The 23508-nt window shown below is 44.1% G+C and carries 16 protein-coding genes and 2 tRNA genes; 10 read left to right on the top strand and 8 right to left on the bottom strand.

Annotated elements, in window-relative coordinates:
• Positions 1-319 precede the first annotated feature (319 nt).
• On the bottom strand, positions 320-1315 hold the full coding sequence (locus tag KPY62_RS03575; protein ID WP_216580849.1) for a diaminopimelate dehydrogenase: 996 nt from the start codon (positions 1313-1315) through the stop codon (positions 320-322).
• A gap of 511 nt (positions 1316-1826) precedes the next feature.
• Here KPY62_RS03575 and KPY62_RS03570 point away from each other — a divergent pair.
• From KPY62_RS03570 to KPY62_RS03535, 8 genes are all read left to right on the top strand, one after another.
• Positions 1827-2804 (top strand): LysR substrate-binding domain-containing protein, encoded by a 978-nt coding sequence (locus KPY62_RS03570; protein WP_216580848.1) that lies wholly within the window; start codon positions 1827-1829, stop codon positions 2802-2804.
• Positions 2805-3036: 232 nt separating this feature from the next.
• Positions 3037-4305 (top strand): aspartate aminotransferase family protein, encoded by a 1269-nt coding sequence (locus KPY62_RS03565; RefSeq protein ID WP_216580847.1) that lies wholly within the window; start codon positions 3037-3039, stop codon positions 4303-4305.
• 53 nt (positions 4306-4358) lie between these two features.
• Complete coding sequence (locus KPY62_RS03560; protein WP_324033788.1) at positions 4359-5777, top strand: VOC family protein; 1419 nt, start codon at positions 4359-4361, stop codon at positions 5775-5777.
• Between the two features lie 169 nt (positions 5778-5946).
• Positions 5947-7437 (top strand): aldehyde dehydrogenase family protein, encoded by a 1491-nt coding sequence (locus tag KPY62_RS03555; RefSeq protein ID WP_216580846.1) that lies wholly within the window; start codon positions 5947-5949, stop codon positions 7435-7437.
• Positions 7438-8094: 657 nt separating this feature from the next.
• On the top strand, positions 8095-9564 hold the full coding sequence (gene nhaC, locus KPY62_RS03550; RefSeq protein WP_216580845.1) for a Na+/H+ antiporter NhaC: 1470 nt from the start codon (positions 8095-8097) through the stop codon (positions 9562-9564).
• Positions 9565-9581: 17 nt separating this feature from the next.
• The gene (locus tag KPY62_RS03545) at positions 9582-10868 is read left to right on the top strand and encodes an NAD(P)/FAD-dependent oxidoreductase (protein ID WP_216580844.1); all 1287 of its coding nucleotides are present in this window, start codon (positions 9582-9584) and stop codon (positions 10866-10868) included.
• A 257-nt stretch (positions 10869-11125) separates the two neighbouring features.
• Entirely contained in the window at positions 11126-12583 is a 1458-nt protein-coding gene (locus KPY62_RS03540; protein ID WP_216580843.1) for an FAD-binding oxidoreductase, read from the top strand.
• Positions 12584-12892: 309 nt separating this feature from the next.
• Positions 12893-13915 carry an ornithine cyclodeaminase family protein gene (locus tag KPY62_RS03535; protein ID WP_216580842.1) on the top strand — a complete coding sequence of 341 codons (1023 nt, stop codon included), beginning with the start codon at positions 12893-12895 and terminating at the stop codon, positions 13913-13915.
• Positions 13916-14162: 247 nt separating this feature from the next.
• Here the strand turns inward: KPY62_RS03535 and rluF are convergent, their stop codons facing one another.
• The 5 genes from rluF to KPY62_RS03510 form a co-directional block, all read right to left on the bottom strand.
• Positions 14163-15152 carry a 23S rRNA pseudouridine(2604) synthase RluF gene (gene rluF, locus KPY62_RS03530; protein WP_216580841.1) on the bottom strand — a complete coding sequence of 330 codons (990 nt, stop codon included), beginning with the start codon at positions 15150-15152 and terminating at the stop codon, positions 14163-14165.
• Between the two features lie 467 nt (positions 15153-15619).
• A tRNA-Leu gene (locus KPY62_RS03525) sits at positions 15620-15706 on the bottom strand.
• Between the two features lie 140 nt (positions 15707-15846).
• Positions 15847-15920, bottom strand: a tRNA-Cys gene (locus tag KPY62_RS03520).
• A 215-nt stretch (positions 15921-16135) separates the two neighbouring features.
• Complete coding sequence (locus KPY62_RS03515) at positions 16136-16270, bottom strand: putative transporter small subunit (RefSeq protein WP_216580840.1); 135 nt, start codon at positions 16268-16270, stop codon at positions 16136-16138.
• Between the two features lie 79 nt (positions 16271-16349).
• The gene (locus KPY62_RS03510) at positions 16350-18008 is read right to left on the bottom strand and encodes a sodium:solute symporter family protein (RefSeq protein WP_216583103.1); all 1659 of its coding nucleotides are present in this window, start codon (positions 18006-18008) and stop codon (positions 16350-16352) included.
• Positions 18009-18828: 820 nt separating this feature from the next.
• On the opposite strand from KPY62_RS03510, the gene folD reads away from it, so the two are divergent.
• A complete protein-coding gene (gene folD / locus KPY62_RS03505) occupies positions 18829-19698 on the top strand; it encodes a bifunctional methylenetetrahydrofolate dehydrogenase/methenyltetrahydrofolate cyclohydrolase FolD (protein ID WP_216580839.1) in 870 nt (289 codons plus the stop codon).
• Between the two features lie 119 nt (positions 19699-19817).
• Here the strand turns inward: folD and corA are convergent, their stop codons facing one another.
• Together corA and KPY62_RS03495 are read right to left on the bottom strand one after the other, a co-directional pair.
• A complete protein-coding gene (gene corA / locus KPY62_RS03500; protein ID WP_216580838.1) occupies positions 19818-21011 on the bottom strand; it encodes a magnesium/cobalt transporter CorA in 1194 nt (397 codons plus the stop codon).
• A gap of 50 nt (positions 21012-21061) precedes the next feature.
• Positions 21062-21451: a DUF2237 family protein gene (locus KPY62_RS03495; RefSeq protein WP_201622557.1), complete on the bottom strand. Its 390-nt coding sequence runs from the start codon at positions 21449-21451 to the stop codon at positions 21062-21064.
• Between the two features lie 644 nt (positions 21452-22095).
• On the opposite strand from KPY62_RS03495, the gene KPY62_RS03490 reads away from it, so the two are divergent.
• A complete protein-coding gene (locus KPY62_RS03490) occupies positions 22096-23361 on the top strand; it encodes an ATP phosphoribosyltransferase regulatory subunit (protein ID WP_324033785.1) in 1266 nt (421 codons plus the stop codon).
• Positions 23362-23508: the final 147 nt, after the last annotated feature.

The following is a 23508-nucleotide window of genomic DNA, read 5'->3' as shown; positions in this document are numbered from 1 at the left end:
GATTCGATATCTCGATATAGAGGCATCGATCTGCTAGGATGAAATAAGAAGTAACGACTAGCAAATCGACATTTTAATGGCTTGCTATAAGCCGAGGCTGTGATCAAGACGCTGAATACAAACGCTAATGATATCTTAAGGGCGCAAATACTAGTCTTAACATAGTCAGCAGACCTTATCGCCAAAACTTAACGATCGGTGCTGTATTAGCTAAAATAGCAGGATCAAGGATGCAACCATAAAAAAAGCACCGAGCCTTCAAATGGTTTGGTGCTTTTTTTAGCTTAGTGCTTTTTTGTTTTTAACTCACAGCTAGTGTTTATAGCAGCTCTTGTCGCAGCTGCGCAGGGGACTTAGGTGACAATAAGCTTGGGGCTACGTCGAGCACAGTTTTTGCACCGGACTGTCCTGCTTGATTCATCTTATAGGTGGCACGGGCGTATGCCACTAGCACGCTGGAAGTAAACTCAGGGTTACTGCCGAGCTTTAATGAAAACTCTAACACTTGGCTGTTCTGCTCATTATCGATACCGCTTATGCCACTGCGAATGACAAAGCCACCGTGCGGCATTTTCCCGTGCTCAGACTCAAAAGTCTGCTGATCGATAAAATGTACTGTGGTGTCATAGTCAGCAAAGTAATCCGGCATAGTGACTATAGTATTGCGCACCGTGTCAGCATCGGCGCCATCGGCTAACACGATATAGCATTCACGGGTGTGCTTCTGGCGAGTGCTTAGGGTTGGCTGCTCGCCGCTGCGTACCCGAGCCATGGCAGATTCTGAGGGAAGGGTATATTGTACGCCCGACTTGACCCCATCCACTCGGCGTACTGCATCTGAGTGTCCTTGGCTTAAGCCTTTACCCCAAAAAGTATAAGTCTCGCCGACTGGTAAAATAGCTTCGCCATATAAGCGGTTGATAGAAAACAGTCCAGGATCCCAACCTACCGACAACATAGCTACTTTGCCAGCTTTCTTAGCAGGGGCATCAAGAGCGGCAAAGTACTCAGGAATCTTAGCGTGAGTATCGAAGCTGTCGACAATATTAAAAAGACTTGCGAATGCTGGGCCTTGCTCGGGCAAATCTGACTTAGAGCCGCCGCATAAGATCAGTACGTCTATGTCATCTTTGTATTGCGCAATGTCATCCATGGCATAGACGGGTATGCTGGTGTCAATAAGGGTGACCGAAGTGGGATCTCGGCGACTAAATACACAGACTAACTGCATGTCTGAATTTTGCTTAATAGCGGCTTGCGTACCGCGTCCGAGGTTGCCGTAACCGGCGATGGCAACTCTAATTATTGCTGTCATTATGATTAGCCTTACGTTATTGTAGCGAACAGTCAGTTACTGTTGAGGTGATATTTATCAAGTAATACAGGTTAACTGATAAGGGTGTGCCGTAAGCTGCACGTCACTTACTAGTATTATTATTTGCAGAAAATAAAATTTAAAAAGAGGTAGTCCGTAAACACCTTAATTATAGCTGACAGTTAAGCGATTACCGTAATAAATTTCTGCTCCTAGTCAACTTAATGACCGTTTTTCACTATAGTCCTCTCGATATACACCCTACAACAGGGCTTGATCCATTATGTTTTGTCGAGTGTGTAATTTTATCGTTTAACACAACCTTCTAAGCTTATTGAAACTTAGCCAAGACTCTTGTTAATATTAGCCGAATCTATAGTTATATTTGCTCGATGTTAGAGTTTTGAACAGAGGGCAGCGGTCAATTATTAACTAACAATTAGTCATTTATTGGTTATTATTTGGGCAACTACTACACCTTTACGGTCATAAAAATAAGAAAAAATATATTATGCAACCAGATACTTCCAACCCTCTCTCCTTCAGAAAATACCCCTCAACTACCGCTATGCAGTGCTTTGAGACGGCAGCTCGCCATTTGAGTTTTACCAATGCCGCCTTAGAGCTGCACATGACGCAAAGTGCCGTGAGCAAGCAAGTCGCGCAGTTAGAAGAGATGCTTAATATTTCTTTGTTTTATCGCACTTCACAGCGTATCTCGCTGACGCCAGCGGGCAAAGACTACTATATCGATGTGCTCAATATTCTAAAAAATATTGAGACGGCCACGACTAAGTTGATGTCGCACAGTAGTAATGTCGAAATACTGAAAATGGTCTCGCATCCGACTTTTTGTGCCCGTTGGCTGATTCCGGCGCTACAAGGGTTTAGTCAGGTTAATCCTTTGATTAGGTTGGAGATCAAAGAGCAGGTGGGGCCGTTTTTCTCTGAAGAGCACGATATCGATATTGCGTTCTTATATGGGGAGGGGACTTGGTCGGGAATGGAGACTATCAAATTATTTGATGAGTACTGTGTGGCGGTTTGCCACCCGGATTATTTGCAGGGCCAACCGTTACAGCCGCTGCAGTTAGGTAGCCATGTCTTGCTACAACTGAGCTCACGACCGAGCGCTTGGTATGAGTACTTTAAGCAGCAGCTTATTAGCTTGGATGGGACTTTTGTAGGGCCACGTTTTGATACCTTTCATGCTTGTATTTCAGCAGCTTTAAGCGGTTATGGAGTAGCTTTAGTGCCGCTACGTCTAGTAGCACCGGAGCTACAATCGGGTCAATTGGTTACCGCGTGGAGTTATGCGGCGAAGGGTAGAGGCGCTTACTATATGTCGTTCCCACTATCGCTGGGCAATTCGCATAAAACCAAAGTGATGCAAGCCTGGATAGCTAACTATTTGCAGACCTCAAGCCAAAGTCAGATTGAATTGGCCAGCTCACTGGGTATTACTTTTAACAGTGTTAGCCACGAGTGAAGATTTTTATAACAGGGCTAGAAGGGGTTTAAAAAGGACTATAGCAAGTTGCCACAGAGCCAAGGTAGAACGGTTTCTACAGCATGCTATAGCGGTTGTGTTTTGGCGATCATAACCAAAACGTGAGTCCAACAATGAAAAAAAGGCAGGCCTGCCCAACTATTATTCGTTTGCCCAAACCCTATGGTTTTGTTGAAATGAGGGTCTAACTCAAGGAAGACGAGAGACGTTCATGGAACCGTTATATAACGTTACCGGTGCATTCACCATGGTGCATCCAGTAACCCTTAGCAAAGGCAAAAATGCGCACGTTTGGGATACCGACGGCAAGTGCTATATTGATTTCGTCGGTGGTATCGGGGTATTAAACTTTGGCCACTGCCACCCGCACATCGTTGAGGCTATCGTCGAGCAGTCACAAAATCTCATCCACTACGCTTATAATGCCGCCGGACACGTCCCCTATCAAACCCTCATGCCCAGACTCTGCGATTTGATCCCCATTGAAGGCGAGCTGGCGGGCATGCTGACCAACTGCGGTGCCGAAGCGACTGAAAACGCTATTAAAGTCGCGCGTATGAAGACCGGCCGGGTCGGTGTCATTGCCTTTGATGGTGGTTTTCATGGCCGTACCCTTGCTGCCGTCAACTTGAATGGTAAAGTGGCTCCCTATAAACGCGGTCTTGGCCCTCTTGCTGGCAGCGTCTACCATATTCCATTCCCAAGCCCCGACAATGACATCAGTGACCAGCAGGCCATTGACGCTTTGCTGCGCCTATTCGAAGTCGAAACCGATATTCATAACATTGGTGCTGTCATCATGGAGCCGGTGCAAGGCGAGGGTGGTTTTCAATTAATGTCGCCAGCATTTGCTCAGTACCTGCGTAAATTCTGTGATGATAACGGCATCTTGCTGATTATGGATGAGATTCAATCGGGCTTTGGCCGTACCGGTACCCCCTTTGCCTTCAGTCATTTAGGGATCGAGCCCGATATGATCCTATTGGGCAAAAGTATTGCCGGTGGTATGCCATTGGGCGCGGTGATTGGCAAAGGTAGCGTGATGAACGACCTACCCAAAGGCAGCTTGGGCGGCACTTATTCGGGCAATCCTGTCGCCTGTGCGGCTGCCAATGCGACCCTCGATATTATGATGGAGGACGCCGTTTGGGACTCGGCCAAACACTATCAACAGACTATTGCAGCAACGATTGAGCAGTGGCAAGAAGAGGGTCTGACCCCTTGGCTATACGGTCTAACCGGTATCGGCGCTATGCGCGGCATCGAGCTACGCCATCCCTCTCACGGCACGCATCCGAGCGTTATGGCTTATATCTTAGCGGAAGGTCGTAAGCAGGGTTTGCTGTTGATGCCGAGTGGCAAATACCGCCATATTATTCGTCTACTGCCGCCATTAACCATTGAGCCTGAGACTTTGCAACAAGGTCTAGATATCTTAAAGGGCATCCTAGCGTCTATTCCTAATGAGCTGCCGATTTAGTAAACGTTTTGCCTATCTGTTTTGTTATTTAAGCCAATTTAAGGGGAATAATTGTGAGTTCAGAGCAACTGAGTTCAAACCAAGACTTTATAAGTAGTGATGCTATCCGTCATAGTTTCTCGCTAGCCATGTCCAAGATGTACCAAACCGAAGTACCGCTTTATACCGACCTGATGGAACTCGTCGCTGAGGTCAATGAGGAAGTATTAGCGCAGCAACCCGAGATTGCAGAGCAGCTGAAAAATACCGGTGAAATCGATAGATTGAGCATGGAGCGTCATGGCGCGATTCGCTTGGGTACGGCAGCAGAATTGGCGATGATGCGCCGCTTATTCGCTATCATGGGTATGCAGCCGGTGGGCTACTATGACTTAGCTCCTGCAGGCGTGCCGGTGCATTCTACAGCGTTTCGCGCGATTGATACGGTGTCTTTGAATAACAGTCCGTTCCGCGTATTCACTTCGCTATTGCGTCTAGATTTGATCGGTGATGAGATGCTCAGACAGCAAGCCCAAGCCGCTTTAGATGCCCGTAACATCTTTACTGATGGCGTGGTCAAACTAATCGAAACTTATGAGCAACAGGGTGGTCTAACTAAAGAGCAAGGCGAGCAATTTGTCGAACAAGCGCTAGAAACCTTCCGCTGGCATGAGCAGTCGCCCATTGCCAAAGACATCTACGAGCAGTTGGCCGGTCAGCATCAACTGATTGCTGATGTGGTCGGGTTTAAAGGCCCACATATCAATCATTTAACCCCGCGGACGCTAGATATTGATGCGGTGCAACAGGGCATGCACAGCCGCGGTATTCCCCCAAAGGCTATCATCGAAGGGCCGCCACGTCGCAACTGCCCAATTCTGCTGCGTCAGACCAGCTTTAAGGCATTGGTAGAGCCTGTGAGCTTTAAAGGCGCAGATGGCCAGTACCAGTCCGGCCAGCATACCGCTCGCTTTGGTGAGATTGAGCAGCGCGGCGTCGCGTTAACACCGAAAGGACGTGCCTTGTACGATCAATTGCTTAGTGAGGCGCGTGAAAAGTTAGGGGGAACAGCAAATGAAAACAACGCTCAGCAGTATTATCAATTGCTCAGCGAGTCTTTTGCCGCCTTCCCAGATGACTATAAAACCTTGCATGATGAGCAGCTAGCTTATTTTCATTATCAACCTAACCAAGCTGATTCTGCGCCATTAACAGGTTTGGATGTTTCCACGAGCAATCTACAGCAGCTCATCGAACAAGACGTTATCCGAATCGAGCCGATTGTTTATGAAGACTTTTTGCCAGTCAGTGCGGCCGGTATTTTTCAATCCAATCTCCATAGCGATATTGCAAGCAGCTATGAGGGTCAATCAAACCAGCAAGAGTTTGAGCAGGCCTTAGGAGCGAGTGTGCATGATGAGCTTGCACTCTACGCGCAGAGGCAAGATGAGAGCTTACAGGCGTGTCTTGCGTCATTACAACAGGTGGCATAGCTAATAACTAGTTAAAACTATGATCAATTCAGCTTTAATCCCATAAGTTTAATGTGCCATTCCAAAAATGAATGACTGCAAGAAATTTATTATTTTGCAACTTGTGCAACAGCAGGGTAGTTTAATAGGGGTGCAAGGACGTAATGAAATACTATACAAAGGAGTCAGTATGATTAAGCAATATATGTCGGCCATGGGCGTCGATGAGAGTCAGTACCAAACGGGCGATTTTGCAGTCAAAAGCCCTATCGATGGCGAAGTCATCGGTAAAGTCACTTTGCATCAAGTGAGCGATGTCGACAGCCAAATACAAAATGCTAAAAAAGCCTTCAAAGAATGGCGTACAGTACCCGCTCCTAAGCGTGGCGAATTGGTCCGTATTTTGGGCGAAGTGCTGCGTGAGCACAAAGAAAACCTAGGCGCTCTAGTCTCTCTAGAGGCCGGTAAAATCAAAGAAGAAGGTCTAGGTGAAGTCCAAGAGATGATCGATATCTGTGACTTTGCAGTAGGTCTATCCCGTCAGCTTTATGGCCTAACCATCGCCTCAGAGCGTCCTGGTCACCACATGCGCGAAACTTGGCAGCCCCTAGGCGTCATCGCGGTCATTTCAGCATTTAACTTCCCAGTCGCCGTTTGGTCATGGAACACCGCATTAGCTTTAGTTTGTGGTAACCCAGTAATTTGGAAGCCTTCAGAAAAAACCCCACTAACTGCCATTGCTTGCCAAGCGTTGTTTGAGAAAGCCTTAGCCAAATTTGGTGATGCGCCTGCTAACTTGTCGCAAATCCTATTGGGCGAAGCCGATGTTGGTAACGCTTTGGTTGAGCATAACGATGTGGCGCTAGTCAGTGCGACAGGCAGCACGCGTATGGGCAGAATCGTAGGTCCTAAAGTCGCTGAGCGCTTTGGTAAGTCTTTACTTGAGCTTGGTGGCAACAACGCCATGATCCTAACGCCAAGTGCTGATTTAGACTTAGCTCTACGTGGCATTCTATTCTCAGCAGTCGGTACGGCCGGTCAGCGTTGTACCTCGCTACGCCGTCTATTCGTTCACGAGTCAGTGAAAGATGACATCTTGCCCCGTGTGAAAGCCGCTTACTCAACCGTCAGCATCGGCCATCCGCTAGAAGGCAATTTGGTCGGTCCATTAATCGACCAAGATAGCTTTAATAACATGCAAGACTCTTTGACCAAAGCTCGGGAATCTGGCGGTAAAGTCACTGGTGGTGAGCGAGTATTACAAGATAAGTATCCAAACGCCTACTATGTCACGCCCGCCATCGTTGAGATGGATGAGCAAAACGACGTAGTGCGTCATGAGACCTTTGCACCCATCCTATATGTCATGACGTACACAGAATTTGACGAAGCCTTAGAGATGCAAAACGATGTACCACAAGGTCTGTCTTCCTGCGTATTTACCAATGACTTGCGTGAAGCTGAGCTGTTCTTAAGCGCTCGCGGTAGTGACTGTGGTATTGCTAACGTCAATATCGGTACTAGTGGTGCTGAGATTGGTGGCGCGTTTGGCGGTGAAAAAGAAACCGGCGGTGGTCGTGAGTCAGGCTCTGATGCGTGGAAAAACTACATGCGTCGTCAGACCAATACGGTCAACTACTCAACTGAGCTACCTCTAGCGCAAGGCATTAACTTCGGTTAGGCCAAACTGTAATTATCGCTAAGTATTTTTAAAGCGAGCTGATTGTATTTTTACTTAGTTAAGCGCGCGTTATGTGCGCTTAACTGCCCTTTAACCTTTTTAATAGAGTCAATCCTATTTAAAACTAGTATATCAGTGAGTCACTGATATAATTTTTCTGGCTAGAAGTCATGATATGACTGAGGCAGGCGCAAACTTATACCAGTGACTCTGTGCTAAATCTTGAATGGACTGACTATATAGGCAAATAATAGCCTAAAGCCAGTTATAAAAAAACAGTAACAACTATTGTCCTAATTTGCATTACTTTTTATTGCCATTCTATTCAAGCTTTTTAGTAAGTCTTTAGATGATTAATAGTCCCTAAAAAGGGTTATTAAATATCTGAATCAATATTAAGTTTTAACGCTTTATTTTTAAATTCTTTTATTTTTAATTATTAATTAATACCTTTTAAACATCTGTTTTGACCGATGGTAATATTTTATTGCTTAATATAATACCTAAGTTATTGTTTTAATTAATAATTTAATTTAAATCTATTTTTAGAGGTGACTTAGGTCACTAGGTTGGTTTTAGATTGACCAATCAGCAACACCGTACTACGACTATATACCAATGGATTTGGTTTTAACTACTAGGATAGGTAGATATATCATGAATACACAAACCCCGCACAAGTCACCAAACCCTGATATCGAAGGCTATGATCCTTCCTCTAGCTTTCTGCTAGATATTGCTCCGCTACTATTAACGGCCATTCTCCTGATGGTACAGTTCTTTGTCTTTAAAGACTTTACTCCGCATATTCCGCTAGCTTGCGGCATCTTAATTACTGGTCTGTTTATGAAGATCCGTGGTCGCAGCTGGGAGGGCATGGAAGAGCGCTTTTTAAAGGTGGTAAAAATCGGCTTGCCGGCCATGATTATCTTGATGGGGGTCGGTATGCTAATTGGCGCTTGGATTATCGCTGGTACAGTTCCCACTATTCTTTATTACGGTTTTAGCGTCTTCTCTCCGTCCTCTTTCCTAGTCTCCGTTTGTATTATTTGTGCCATTATTTCTGTGGCAACCGGCACCTCTTGGGGCACGGTTGGTACAGTCGGTCTGGCTATGATGGGTATTGGTTTAGGCTTGGGTATCCCGCCGTCACTAACGGGTGGCGCCATTGTCTCTGGCGCTTTCTTTGGTGACAAAATGTCGCCATTGTCTGACACCACTAACCTAACGCCAGCCGCTGCCGGGGTTGATCTTTGGGATCACATTCGTGGCATGTTGCCAACCACTGTACCGGCCATGATTACCGCCTTGATTATCTATGCTTGGATTGGCATGGGTTATGGCGCGGAAAACGTCGATTTAACCTCAATCAAAGAAATTCAAACCTCACTAGTGGCTAACTATAACCTGAGTATTATCACTTTATTGCCGGCTGTTGTCGTTGTCATTGCTGCGGTTATGAAAATGCCAGCTATCCCAACGGTATTGTCAGGGGTAGTGGTCGCAGGCTTAGTCGCGTTCTTTATGCAAGGCGTGGGTGTTGATGAGATTTTTAAAGTTCTACAAAATGGTTTTGTTAGCGAGACCGGTTTTGCGGTTGTCGATCAGCTGTTGTCTAAAGGCGGCGTGATGTCTATGACTTGGGTTATTACTTTAACCATCTTTGCTTTAGCTTTCGTCGGCTCAATCGAGCATTACGGTACCCTAAAAGCTATCATGGCCAAAATCAATAACATGGTGAAGTCGCGTTTCGGTCTAGTGATTACTACTTATGCCAGTACTATCGGTGTTGGTACGCTCATCGGTGATGTCTATACCACGCTAGTCTTGCCAGGTCGTCTGCTCAAAGACAAGTATCAAGAGATGGGCTACAAGCGCACCACGCTCACTCGCTCTATCGAAGATACCGGCACGCTGTTATCGCCACTCATTCCTTGGAACATGGGCGGTAGCTTTGTCGCAGCGACCCTAGGTATTGCCACTTTAACTTATGCCCCATTCGCCTTTGCCTGCTGGTTATCGCCATTATTTGGCTTGCTATGGGTAGTGTTAAATAAATTTATTCCTCGCGAAGAGCCTACTGTTGTCAACAATGCCAGCACGCTATCTACTACAGACAACATTTAATTTAGAAGGAAGCTGAGATGTTGCAAGAGCAATGTTTGTGGAGCGTTACGGCTCCCAAAACTCACCACTATGACACGCTAACTAGCGAAACTCAGACTCGAGTGTGCATTATCGGTGGCGGCTATACAGGACTGTCTGCTGCCATTCATCTGGCAGAGCAAGGCGTGGCCGTAGTGTTATTAGAAAGTAAAGTCATCGGTAGCGGCGGCTCAGGGCGTAATGTCGGCTTGGTAAACCCTGGCACTTGGGCGCGTCCCGATGATCTCAATCTAATGTTGGGGGAGGCGGCGGGTGAACGTTTAGGTAGCGCACTTGGCAATGCGCCAAGTCTGGTATTTGACATGATTGATCGCCATAATATCGATGCACAGGATACTCGCACCGGCAATATCCATATGGCCCACAATGCCAAGGGTGAAGCCGATGTTGACATTCGCTATGAGCAGTTGACGCGTCGCGGTGTCCATGCTGAGGTATTAACCGGCGCGCGCTGTCACGAGTATTGTGGCACCACCAGTATCAACAAAGCCTTGCTTGATCACCGTGCTGGCACTATTAACCCGTCGGCTTACGTTAATGGCTTAGCCGATGCAGCGACTAAGCTTGGCGTGCGCATTTACGAGAACTCCACGGTAACCTCGGTCGAGAAATCGGGTAACGATTGGTATGTGCGTACGGCTGATGCTGCGGTACAAGCGGAAAAAGTCATCATCGCGACCAATGCTTACACTGAAGGCGAGTGGACGGAAATTAAAAAGACCTTCTATTTGGTCGATTATTATCAGATTGCCTCTGAGCCTTTGACCGGTGAGGTAGCCGATAGAATACTGCCTTACAAAACGGGCTCTTGGGATACGCGCTTAGCACTATCGAGTATCCGCCGTGATAAAGACGGTCGTTTGCTGCTGGGTACAGTCGGTGGTAAGGCAATGAAGTCCAAAGCTTTTTATCAAAATTGGGCCAATGTAGTGCAAAAAAGTTATTTTCCAGACCTGCCTAAATTTAATTGGCAGTATGAATGGTATGGCCATTTTGGCTTTACTCAAGACCATATCATGCGTATCTTTGAGCCAAAAGAGGGTATCCTTGCCGCGACCGCCTTTAATGGTCGCGGCATTACCACCGGTACAATGATTGGCAAGTGCTTTGCTGATTATATTATCTCAGGTGACAAGGCAGTATTGCCACTACCGTTTAAGACTATTAAAGAAGCTAAAGTCGGTATGTCGGGCTTTCGATCGGGCTATACGGAACTGGGGCTAACTTTGTATCATATGGGCCAGTGTCTAAAGATTATTGCCTAATTTTCTACAGTAGTTGAGCTTTGGAAAGTATTTGAGCTTACAGAAGCTAGTTATTGCTAAATCTAGTTAGCGTTAAATCTAGCCAAGCCATTTTAGATTTTAACCCTTGCTCAATACTGTGCTGGTTGTTGTTAAAATTGATTATAGTGGCCTAGTTTTTTGATGCAGTGCTTGCTGTTTATTTATTTCCTCCGTCGATTTGCTGGATAGGGTAAGTGAACAACATGCGCTGCTTTTATTTATTTGGAGCGTATACTATGAATGCTGTTTTAGCACTGCCTACTTTAGACTCTATTCAGGATTCAACCACGCTAGCATTGACCGAGCAAGTATTAGCCATCCTGCAATTAGAGCATGGTTATGACGCGACCCAAATTAAGACGGATGCGGCGAGCCTAGAGCATTGGGGCAAGGACTGGACCAAACACTTTGCGCCAGCACCATCGGCTATCGTATTTCCGAAGTCGACTGAGCAAGTACGAGCGCTAGTAAAATTGGCCAATGAGTATAATATTGTCATTACTCCAAGCGGTGGTCGTACTGGACTATCGGCAGGCGCGGTTGCCAGCAATGGAGAGATCGTTGTAAGCCTCGATAAGATGAATAAAATCGGACAGTTCTATCCGGCGGATCGTTTGGTAGAAGTGCAAGCGGGCGTGATTACTGAGCAGTTGCAGCAGTTTGCCGAAGCCCAAGGCTTATATTATCCGGTTGATTTTGCTTCAGCAGGCTCCAGTCAAATTGGTGGTAATATTGGTACTAACGCTGGCGGTATTAAAGTGATTCGTTATGGTATGACTCGTCAATGGGTGATGGGCCTCACTGTGGTAACCGGCAAGGGGGATATCTTACACCTGAATCGCGGCATGATTAAAAACGCTACCGGCTATGACTTACGCCAATTGTTTATTGGTGCCGAAGGTACTTTAGGTATCGTCACTGAAGCGCAAATAAAACTGGATCGTCCGCCGCACGATTTGACAGTGATGGTGCTGGGTATGGATGAGTTTGACCATGTGATGAAGGTGTTATCCACATTCCAAGCGCAGATCGATTTGACCGCTTTTGAATTTTTTGACGATGTGGCTATTGACAAGTTAATGGCTACCGGTCATGTTCAGGAGCCATTTGAGGCGCGCACCAAATACTATGCACTATTAGAGTTTGAAGCGCCTTATGAGCCGATTATGGACAAGGCAATGGCTATCTTTGAGGGTTGTATGGAAAATGGTTGGGTGGTCGATGGTGTGATGAGTCAGAGTATTGCGCAGGCGATGGACCTTTGGAAATTACGCGAATATATCTCCGAGACCATTTCAGTCTTTACTCCGTATAAAAACGACGTCTCAGTATTAATTACCCACGTGCCGAGCTTTATCCACGATATTGAAGCAGTGGTTAATGCTAGATATCCCGACTTTGAAATCTGCTGGTTTGGTCATATTGGTGATGGCAATTTGCATTTGAATATTCTCAAGCCGGAAGCTCTGTCGAAAGATGAGTTCTTTGAAAAATGCCAATCAGTGAACGACTCTATATTTACTATCGTGCAGCAGTATGGTGGTTCAGTTTCTGCAGAGCATGGCGTGGGCATGACTAAGAAACCGTATCTGCACTATAGTCGTAGCGAAACCGAGATTGACTATTTGCGTGAGATTAAAAAAGTCTTCGATCCCAATGGTATTATGAACCGGGGTAAGATTTTTGATATTTAAATAAAGATTATCATAAGGTTTGAGGCAATTTGAGCCATTACCGTAGCTGGTAAAAATTTACTGGCGTGCTGGCCGTCTACGACTCGCCAGAGGCTGCATAAATTTCTCCCAGCTACCTGTATTAAGTACGAAATGAATTTTTATATTTAGTTAAAGGTTACCATGACCTTCTCATCTTTATAAAATCGTTATAGGCTGTGGCTTTAGCCCAACTTATTAAATAACACTTATAAGATTGCTGGGCTAAAGTACCAGCCTACGCCAATCAAATTAAACACCTTTTATTAATGAAAATGACAAGGAACCCCCATGCAAATTTTAGACAGTCAAGCTGTTAAAGAGCAATTGACTATGGTTGTGGCTATCGACGCCATTGAGCGCTTATTGGTATTACAGTCCGAGCATCCAGAGTGGGTAAAATGTCCAGAGCGTTTGGTGATTCCTACCTTTACTGCGAGTGATAAAAATAGTGGCTCGCACCTCTCGATGCCTTCGGTATTGTTTGATGGTAAAGAAGAGTTTGCCATCGTAAAGCTGGTCACCATTTGCCCGGATAACCCAAAACGTAACTTACCCACCACTACCGCAGTGGTAACTGTCTCCAATAACGACACTGGTGAGATTCTGGCCTTTATGGATGGCGTCTACGTGACCCAAGTCCGTACGGCAGCCCTGTCAGGTATCGCTAGCAAGTATTTGGCGAAGCCGGACAGTGAGCAAGTAGCGGTAATCGGTTGTGGTGGCATGGCGTATGAGCAGCTTAATGCGGTATTAACCGTCTGCCCTAATATCAAAGCGGTGACTTTGTGGAATAGAAGCCTTGAAGGTGCTAATACCTTTAAGAGTAAGTTTGCTGAGCAATATCCACAGTGGCCAGTGACGTTTGACATTTGCGAGGATATTGCTAGCGCGGTAAAAGATGCAGATGTGATTAACTTAGCAACCCGCGCTACCGAAGGTTTGTTTGAGCTGAGTGAAATCAAAGCTGATGCACATATTAACGCAGTAGGGGCTTATCAACCTGAGATGAAAGAGGTGAGTGATTCGGTGATCGAAGCCTGCTCACACGTAGTTATCGATGATGCTCCCGGTGGCCGTCATGAGGCTGGTGATTTAATTCAGGCAGATTCGGCTAACGATTGCGACTGGACTTGGGACAATTTAACAGGCGATTTAGCTGATTTAGTCACGCAGAAAATTACTATAGAGCACGATAAAAAAGGCGTGACATTATTTAAGTCAGTGGGAGCCGCCAGCTTCGATGCGGCAGTGGCTCTAGAAGTGGCGCAAAAAGCTAAATTAGTTGACCACTACCACCACTATAAGCTCTAACCTTAGTAATAAAGGGAGATGGATATTAATGGTGGTACAGCAGCGCTAAACGATCAGCGCTAGTGGCAAACCATAAAAGGCAAGCAGGTCATTAGTATTCGCTTTTTGGTAAGCGCAACCTAGATATTGTCTTTACTCCTTCCTAAATGTGCGGCATGGGCTTTAATTGTCGCTTTGGCTATCATTGTCCATCCCTTTTGGGCTGAGACTGGGGCTAGAGTAGTGATTTAATTATATCGCACAGGTGTTAAGAACGCTTAGAGCTGCGACCTTTTGCAGGGCGCTTGCCATTGGTAGTAGGTTTGCCATTACGTCCAGGTTTTTTACTGTCCCCAAAAGGACGCCTATCGTTACCTTTAGAGCCTGCGGGCTTTTTAGGGCCATTCTTAGGATTTCTATTTTTCCCCTTTGCTGCGCCCGTTGTTTCTGTAGACGCTTTGGACTTGGATGGCCCATCGGTACGAGGTTTTTTTCGTGGTGCATTAGCAGATTTTTTAGCCGGAGTACTACTATCTGAAGAAGAACCTTCTATAGATTTAAGTAAAACAGCCAACTCTTTTTGAGTCAAATCTCGCCATTCGCCAACCGCAATACCCTTGTTACTCACATTCATAATCCGCGTACGCTCAAGCTTTACCACTTCATAACCAAAATGCTCACACATACGACGAATCTGGCGGTTCAACCCTTGTACTAAGGTAATATTAAACACGTTAGGCGAAATCTTAGTCACTGGGCATTTTTTTGTCATCCTACCTAGCATAGGCACACCACCAGCTAAACCCTTGATAAAACTATCAGTTATCGGCTTATTTACCGTCACTAAATACTCTTTTTCGTGATTATTACCAGCCCGCAGTACCTTATTGACTAAGTCACCATTGTTGGTCAAAAAGATGACACCTTGTGAGTCTTTATCTAAACGACCAATCGGGAAGATACGTAGACTATGTCTAACAAAATCAACAATATTGTGCCTCTCTGAGCTTTCTGTAGTGCTGACAATGCCTACTGGCTTATTTAAGACTATAAAAACAAAATTATCGGCGTCTTGGGGCTCAATGAGTTGGCCGTTCACTTTTACCGTATCGCCAGCAACTACTTGCTGTCCCACCGAAGCACGCTTACCATTGATGAACACGTTGCCTTGTTCAATAAAGCGATCAGCGTCTCTTCGAGAGCAAATACCACTTTCGCTAATGTATTTATTTAAACGAGTTGAGGAAGGGTTAAACATAAAGTACCTTTTTACCTAATAAAAAGCCTTTGTTACTAAGAAAAAAGCTTAAATTTAATGGATCATTAATAATGAAATGGATTGAATCATCATATAGGAAACTCAGTAGCCGTGTCAGCAAAGGCGAATAAAAACTTAGAAATATATTCGTAATGGTGATGGCAGGGAGCTAAGACCATCTCTACAAGTACTAGAGGTGCTTTAACCACGCTTAAAGGATAATTTTGCAGTTGCGCTAAAGCTATGTGCAAAACCTAAGCTTCGATAGGCTAAAAGCTTAGTCTATAAATAGTAGTGCATTTTGCAGTATTTATTACAATCAGCTCTTACTAGAGTCAAGACTCAGTAAAGCCAAGATTTAGAGATAGAAATTAGCAGTAAGATAATTGGTTTAAACCCTAAAAGATAACAGCCATAAAAAAACGCCGTAAATCATAGTGATTTACGGCGTTTTTAGTACTGCTATATGGTACCCGGAGCCGGACTTGAACCGGCACGCTATTGCTAGCGAGGGATTTTAAATCCCTTGTGTCTACCAATTTCACCACCCGGGCAAAACTTGTATTACCTGCTAAGTAGCTGCTATTAAGTAAGCAATATACTCGTTAGATAGTGGTCGCTATTATAAGCATTTGAGTTAATAAAGCAAGCTAAAATTAACTTATTACTAATAAATATTTAAAACTTAAATAATTGGAGGCTGGAGTCGGAATCGAACCGACGATCAAGGAGTTGCAGTCCAGTGCATTACCACTTTGCTATCCAGCCAATCAAGGTTGACTATATTAGCAAAAATATTTTAAATTACAAGACATTTTTTAGATAAAGTGACTTTATTTAGTATTGCTAGGGCTTTGAGGTGCTTATTGCTGCTCAAAGGATTTATTACTTGTGGTTGTAGCAACCTTATTAACTAAGTTAGTAACTAAAATAGCAGTACTAAAGCTTTGCTCAGTGCTGCTATTTTAGGGCTATTTCGAGTGTTAAATAATATCTTTATTATTACGGCGGGCTTTTTGGATATCGCGATAGGTTGCAGTGCAAATAAGTACTAGCACTCCAAGTGTAATCACTGGCCAAATTAAGATATATAACCCATAGATAAAAGTACTACTCATACCAGCTCCTTATGTGATTAGTGACAGGCTGATCTAATAGGTAATCAACCGGTCTTAGTTAGAGAACAGTCAGTGCTGATTAATTACTTTTGACATCAGCGACTGGGGTTACTTTTGCTTTTTTATCATAATCACCAACACGCTGTTGAATGAGATCAAAGTCGAAGTACTCTTTACTCATAAGACTGATGACAATACAGACGATAGTACTGACGCCGTAAGCAGTCAATGAGGCTAGAAGCACCATATATTGACGCAAGAAGTCTGTGGCAAAGATCAGCATGAATATCAGTGCAATACTGGCCGCTAGTAAGCCCATCTTGCGGCCTAAGAAACCAAAGACCATCAGGCCAATGACTACTGAACCGCCGACGCTGGCCATAACTTCGAAGAATAGGGCAGTAACACCAGTAATGGACACTAACTCAAAGCGAGCGATGCAGAAGAACAGTAAACCTACAAGTACTGCTGAGGTAAAGGCGGTATTAGTTACCCGATTCCAATACACACTAGCAATGACTGGGAACACCACTGCGCCCCATAACGCGCCTACAAATACCAGCATCACTAGAATGTCCAGCTTAAAGCTTGCGAATATAAGCCCAGCAGCAGTGGCGACAATCATCGTCCCACGGCCAACTAGCATCATTGTTTTTGGTTTTACCCCTCCTTTTTTGGCGATATTCTTGGCATAAACATCAGCCATCATAATCGTCGAGAGCGCCGATAGATCTGAATCAGCCGTTGACGACAGGGAGCCAATGACTAAGATAAAGAATAGGGCGATAAATACGGGATGCAGATAAGTGCTGACCATTTGTGGGATCAGATTATTCATATTGCCATCTAAGGGCTCAATACCGATGGTCAGCGCCATCAGGCCAATCATGCCTAGACCAATGACGATACCGGCATAGCCGACAGTCGCCGTAATAAAGGTGGCTTTAATTTTGGTTTTATCGATCGCGAATAGTCGCTGAGTGATAGTTTGGTTACCGATAGCATAAGCCAGTACGGCAACAAAGAACGGTGCACCTTGCTGAAAAAACGCCTCAGAGGAGAAGAAGTCTTGCTGCTGCAAGGTCAAGTTGGATAATCCGCTGACCATTACTGAGGGACCGCCCATGGCAAATAGCACCGCTGGAATAATCACTACGCCAATCGCCATCAAGGCAACTAGCTGGGCAAAATCGGTAAATACTGAGGCACGAAAGCCTGAAGTCAAGGTATAGCTGAGCACGCCAACCCCGGCGATAATGACGCCAGTCTGGAATGATAATGGCGACAATACCGACACTAGCGCCCCCGCTGCGGTAAAGTTGACCATCAAGCTAATTAAGCTGCCCATAATATTAGAGATGGCTAAAATTAATTGGCTTGATGAGCCATGGCGAGCATGTATTAGCTCGCCCAAGGTGTGACCATTGGGCGCAAGTTCACGAAAGCGCATACCGAATGGGTAGATGAATAAAATCATCAATGCACCCCAAAAGCCATAATGTATAGGCCCTGAGATACCATACTTGTAGCCGGAAGTGGCTGCGGCATAAAACGATGCTGCCCAAATCCAAGTGGCAGTCATACTGGCTGCACCCATACCGAAACCGACGCTATGGCCAGCAACCATAAAACCAGTAGTCGACTCTTTGTCTTTTTTGATCAATAAAGACAATAGATAAGTACCGCCATAGAACGCTACTAATAATAAAATAACGGTTAGTGCTGAGAATTGGAACAATGACTCAGTTTTCAACTTCATACCTCGCAATTGTTTATAATAGTTTATAACGACTTATACAAGCTTAGCGTTGCTAAAAAACATAGACGCTTGGCAATTAGTCATTCAACAAACAACAAAATAAACTTAGCTTCATTACTAGGTATTGACTGAACTAACTGTTAACTCTACCGCTAATAAGTAATAAGCGCTTATTAGCGGTCAATGATGCTACCGCTATAAACCACACAGGCACCAATCATTAAGAGCGTCTGCAAAAAGCATAACCATCAGGTTTATACTAATGTATGTTGTCATGACAACCGAAAATAAGTACTTAATAAATAAGCACGTTTGACTAAGCGTTTAATAGATAAGCGCTAATAAGGATAGAATAAGTAGACTATTCTTAATGCTGACAGCTGAGATTAATTGAGGTATGTCTAACCCCTGAATCAATCTGCTGCGATAAGCGAATTGGTACAAAACATGGTACCAATTGCAAATGATATATAATAATTAGTGAATTCAGTGCTAAAAATGATCCTGTTTTTAAACTACAATCATCTCGCTATTGATAAATAAAACTACAACTACGTTAAATATAAGTAACATTAATAATTCATAAGAATACCTTATTATCTCTTTAATCTCAAACTTGTGAGCTATCCGAGCGGTCAGAAGTGCTAAATAATCTGGGTTAAATGGTAGGGTATAGTGGTAAAAATTTGCTAGATTTTAAGCTAAATAGGGCTTGTTACTAGGATTTTTGTTGCAAGGTAGGTACAATACTATCCTCTATAAAACACCTGTTTCTATCGCTTTATCTATTGGAGTTACTATGTCGACCGCTCAAGAAACGGCTATTGTATTAGATGGCAAAGCACTTGCTGCACAAATAGAACAAGAGTTACGCGTACGTGTTGATGCGATTACACAAAAAACCGGACGCACACCGATTTTGGCAACGATTTTGGTCGGTGCTGATCCTGCTTCAGCGACTTATGTGCGTATGAAAGGTAATGCTTGTAAGCGCGTTGGTATGGACTCTATGAAGGTGGAATTACCAAGCACTACTACTACAGAGCAGCTACTGGCAAAAATAGATGAGCTTAACAATAATCAAGATGTGCATGGCATTCTATTGCAGCATCCGGTACCTAGTCATGTCGATGAGCGTGCTTGCTTTGAGCAGATTGATTTGGCAAAAGATGTCGATGGGGTGACCTGCCTCGGTTTTGGTCGTATGAGTATGAATGAGTCAGCTTTTGGCTCTTGTACGCCACAAGGCATCATGCACTTATTGCAGCACTATAATATCGAGCTGTCAGGTAAAGAGGCAGTAGTAGTTGGTCGTAGTCCTATACTTGGTAAGCCAATGGCGATGATGCTACTCAACGCTAACTGTACTGTGACTATCTGCCATTCGCGCACTGAGGATCTAGCCGCTCATGTTAAGCGTGCTGATATCATCGTTGGCGCAGTTGGCATACCTGAATTGATTAAGGCTGAGTGGATTAAAGCGGGTGCAGTAGTGATTGATGCAGGCTTCCATCCGACTGATAATGGCGGTGTAGGTGATATTGAGCTTGCTGGCATAAGTGCTATTGCAAGCGCTTATACTCCAGTACCTGGTGGCGTAGGACCTATGACTATTAATACCTTAATTCGTCAGACTGTCGATGCCGCTGAAAAATCAGCAGCTATTTAACTCAGTACCCATAGCGCTAACAGTTTATCAGCGTCACTGAGATATAAAAAAAGGGCTAATTGATATATTAGCCCTTTTTTGCATCAAGTTTTTACAACAAAGATTTTATAGATTGAAATTTACAACCAGCCCAAACGCTTAAAGTTATAGTATAAGTAGCTACAGAGTGCCGCAATTAATAATAAAATCACAAAATAAGAATACTGCCAATGCAGTTCAGGCATAAAGTCAAAGTTCATGCCATAGATCCCAGCTACCGCTGTCGGCACGGCTAGAATACCCGCCCAAGCCGCCAGCTTGCGTACCACTTCATTCTGGCCCATATTGACCATTGCCATATAAGTGTCCATCGCTAAGCTTAACATCTCGTTGAGACCGTTGACCGCATCCAAGGCGCGCAACAGATGATCATTGACGTCACGAAAGTAAGGCTTAGCCGCATTAGGGAAGGCGGGGATGAGGTCGCTTTTTTGATGATTAATAAAGAAGTTGCAGATATCTTGTACTGGAAGAATGACAGCGCGCATATGTACTAGCTGCGATTTAAGCTCATATAAGTTTTTAAGGGTGCTTTTACTAAACTCGTAAGTGAAGATATGGCGCTCTTGCTCGCGTAAATAGCTGCCCAAACGGTCGGTCACCGGCATGTAGTTATCAACGATGAAATCAAGAATAGCATGCAGCACAAAAATAGGCCCCATCCGTAGCTTTTCCGGACGCAAGTGGTAATGGTCACGTACTGGGGCGTAGGAGTTAGAGGGGCCTGTGCGGATAGTTATTAGGTAGTTCTTACCCATAAATATCGCTGTAGTCCCATAACGTATAAAATTATCATCAAGCTTAGCAGTACGTACTACTAAAAATATCGTATCGTTATTATAGTTTTCAACTTTGGCACGTTGATGCTCGGCAAAAGCATCTTCGATCGCCAGCTCATGCAACTCAAAAGCGTTTTGTACTTTTGCTATAGTTTGTAGACTAGGTTCATATAAGCCAAGCCAAATAAACTGGTTATTATTGGTCAAGGCCTTACTGACTTCGCTAAGCTCTAACTTATTAAGCTGCTCACCTGTTTTGCGCAAATAGGAGTAGCAATTAACCACCTCACCTACGCTTGAAGTGTCGATATCTTCGTAGCGTTCAGCATCAGGATCGTAGACCGTCATGGTCTCAAGCGTATCTTCTAGCGTGGCGTCAACATCACCATAGATATAGCTATCATAATCCACTACATCTGAGTATCTATGCTCAGTATTAGACTCAGGTGCAACGTGAGTAGTCGCTTTAATGGATAAATCGTTATCATTTTTCATACACCCTCCTCTGATAATCGCTACTTAATAACAGAAATAGCTATATATAACTATAGTGCGTAACTTTTTAAGGTTTCGAGATCAACTAAAGTCAATAAGCTCTCATGACAAGCTTCTAGCTTCAACTGAGGAGCAATATCAAAATCTAACGCTTCAACCCAGCGTAAGGCGCAGACACACCAATAGTCACCTGGCTTAAGACCAGGAAAGTTATATTCAGGTAGTGGGGTAATCAAGTCATTACCACGGCTAGCAGAGAAGTTCAAAAACTCGCTAGTCATCTTCACACATACGGTGTGCTGTCCAACATCCTGATTACCAGTATGACAAAAGCCATTGCGATAATAGCCAGTAATAGGGTCAAAACAGCAACTGGCAAGGTCAGTTCCCAATACGTTAGTCTGGTTAATAGCTGGATTAGGATGGTGATCAATTGACATAAGGCTTCCAAGATAAGTAGGTAATAGTTGCACAATTTCGTACAATAAAATTATGCGCTAGTGTACCATGAGTTTAGGGAGACGGCGTAGCGCTAATAATGTAGGCCCTCTTACCTTTAGGCTCGTACAACATAGGGTTTATAATGGCTAAAGCTATAAGGGTTGCTGAAATAAGCAAGCTCGAAGTATAGAGGACTCATACTCTATAAGCGCAATATTGGCTATAATTGTTACTAGGCGAAGCTTAGTTGCTATGCTAAACTGAAGCGTAAAGTTTATTGATCCCTAATTGCCTTTACTCAGTTGCTTTATCATCCTAATCTTTACTCCTTACTTAATTCTCACTCAGTTTTTTATACTTGGGTTTATAATTTCTTGTGTCAAAATTGGCATATTGAGACTAGATTAGGAAACAGTATTGATCCTTTATCAAGGTGCTAAGGCTTAAGTACTGATTTGCAGTACTAAGTTTCAGTAATAGGCTCAAAAGCTAAGCTGATAGGAAGTGGATCACAAGCTGATAAAAAGTATCAAGATTATAGAAGACTTTATGTTATTAATAACAACGTTGATAACATCGTGCCGTAACGCCCTATTATAGAGCTGCGTTTTTAGGTAAACGCTATGCCAAACAAGGATTTATTGTGTCTGCCAGTTCTAACTCTGCTACTCCTGACTCTGTTCCCTATTTAAGTAACTTTCACCTAAGTAATTTTACTGGCGAAGTTGCCAATAGCTGGCTATTACCAGATGGTGTGGTCGATGTATTGTTTGCAGAGGCGCAAAAGCAAGAAATGCTGCGTTATAAGCTTACTCAACAGCTGATTGGTCATGGTTATCAGTTAGTGTCCCCGCCAATGATTGAGTTCACTGAGTCATTACTTAGTGAAGCTTCAGAAGATCTAAAACGCCAAACCTTTAAGATTATCGATCAGCTTACTGGTCGATTAATGGGTGTGCGGGCGGATATTACTCCACAGATTTTGCGTATTGATGCGCACTGGGGTGGGCAAGGTATTGCACGCTATTGTTACGCCGGTGATGTGATTCACACTTTACCTACTGGGCTATTTGGCTCACGGACGCCTTTACAGCTAGGGGCTGAAATATTTGGTTGTGCCTCTTTAAGCGCTGATATTGAGCTGATAGATGTACTATTTACGCTAGTGAATAGCCTGAATATGAGTGCTAATCTGCATGTGGACTTAGGCCATGTAGCGCTATTCAAACGCTTATCGGTATTGGCACAGTTGTCTGATAGCGATACTGAGCAATTAATGCACTTATATGCTAATAAGAATTTGCCGGAGTTAAAACGGGTCTGCGAAAGCTTAGAGATGGGCGCTGATTTTTATACCTTAGCTCGTTTTGGTCATGATATGACGCAGCTATTGGCTAAATTGTCTGATACTGCGCAGCAAGACAGTGAAATAGCGGAAGCAGCCGATGAGCTGCAACGCCTAAAAGATCATTTGCAACATCAATGGCAGTGTGAGGTGAGTATCGATGTCACTGAATTGTCCGGCTATCATTATCATACTGGTATTGTCTTTAATGGCTATATCAATAGTGAAACCCAGCCATTAGTCAGGGGCGGACGTTTCGATGGTATGCAAAGTCGTAATAGCTATGATCAAAACCAGCAGCCCCGTGAAGCGACCGGTTTTAGTATGGATATCAGTCGTCTACTAGCGCATATTGAGCTTGATGTGGCAAAAGTGGTAGTTGTGGATTTTGCTGATATCAATAGTGCTGATAGCACCCAACGACAAGCATTACAGCAACAAGTGACTGACTTACGTCAACAAGGCTACTATGTCACTATGCCGCTGTCTGTAGATGACTGTCCGACGGATCTCACACATCGTCTAAGCTTGCTAGATAATAACTGGCAGCTGACCGTTATATAGTAGGGAACTGCTCAAGTACAGAGCGCTTTAACTAATTTATATGCTTTTTTATTATGTTTTAAGGGCTTTATTAAATAGTCATTAACCAATAATTAGCAAGCAGTAACTTGTTTGATTTAATAGTAGTTCTAAATCGTTATCGTACAC

The organism is Psychrobacter sp. TAE2020 (assembly GCF_018919485.1).
In the GTDB taxonomy this organism is placed as follows: Bacteria; Pseudomonadota; Gammaproteobacteria; order Pseudomonadales; family Moraxellaceae; genus Psychrobacter.
Note: the sequence above shows the minus strand (reverse complement) of the source record. Positions and strands in the feature narration are given on the sequence as shown.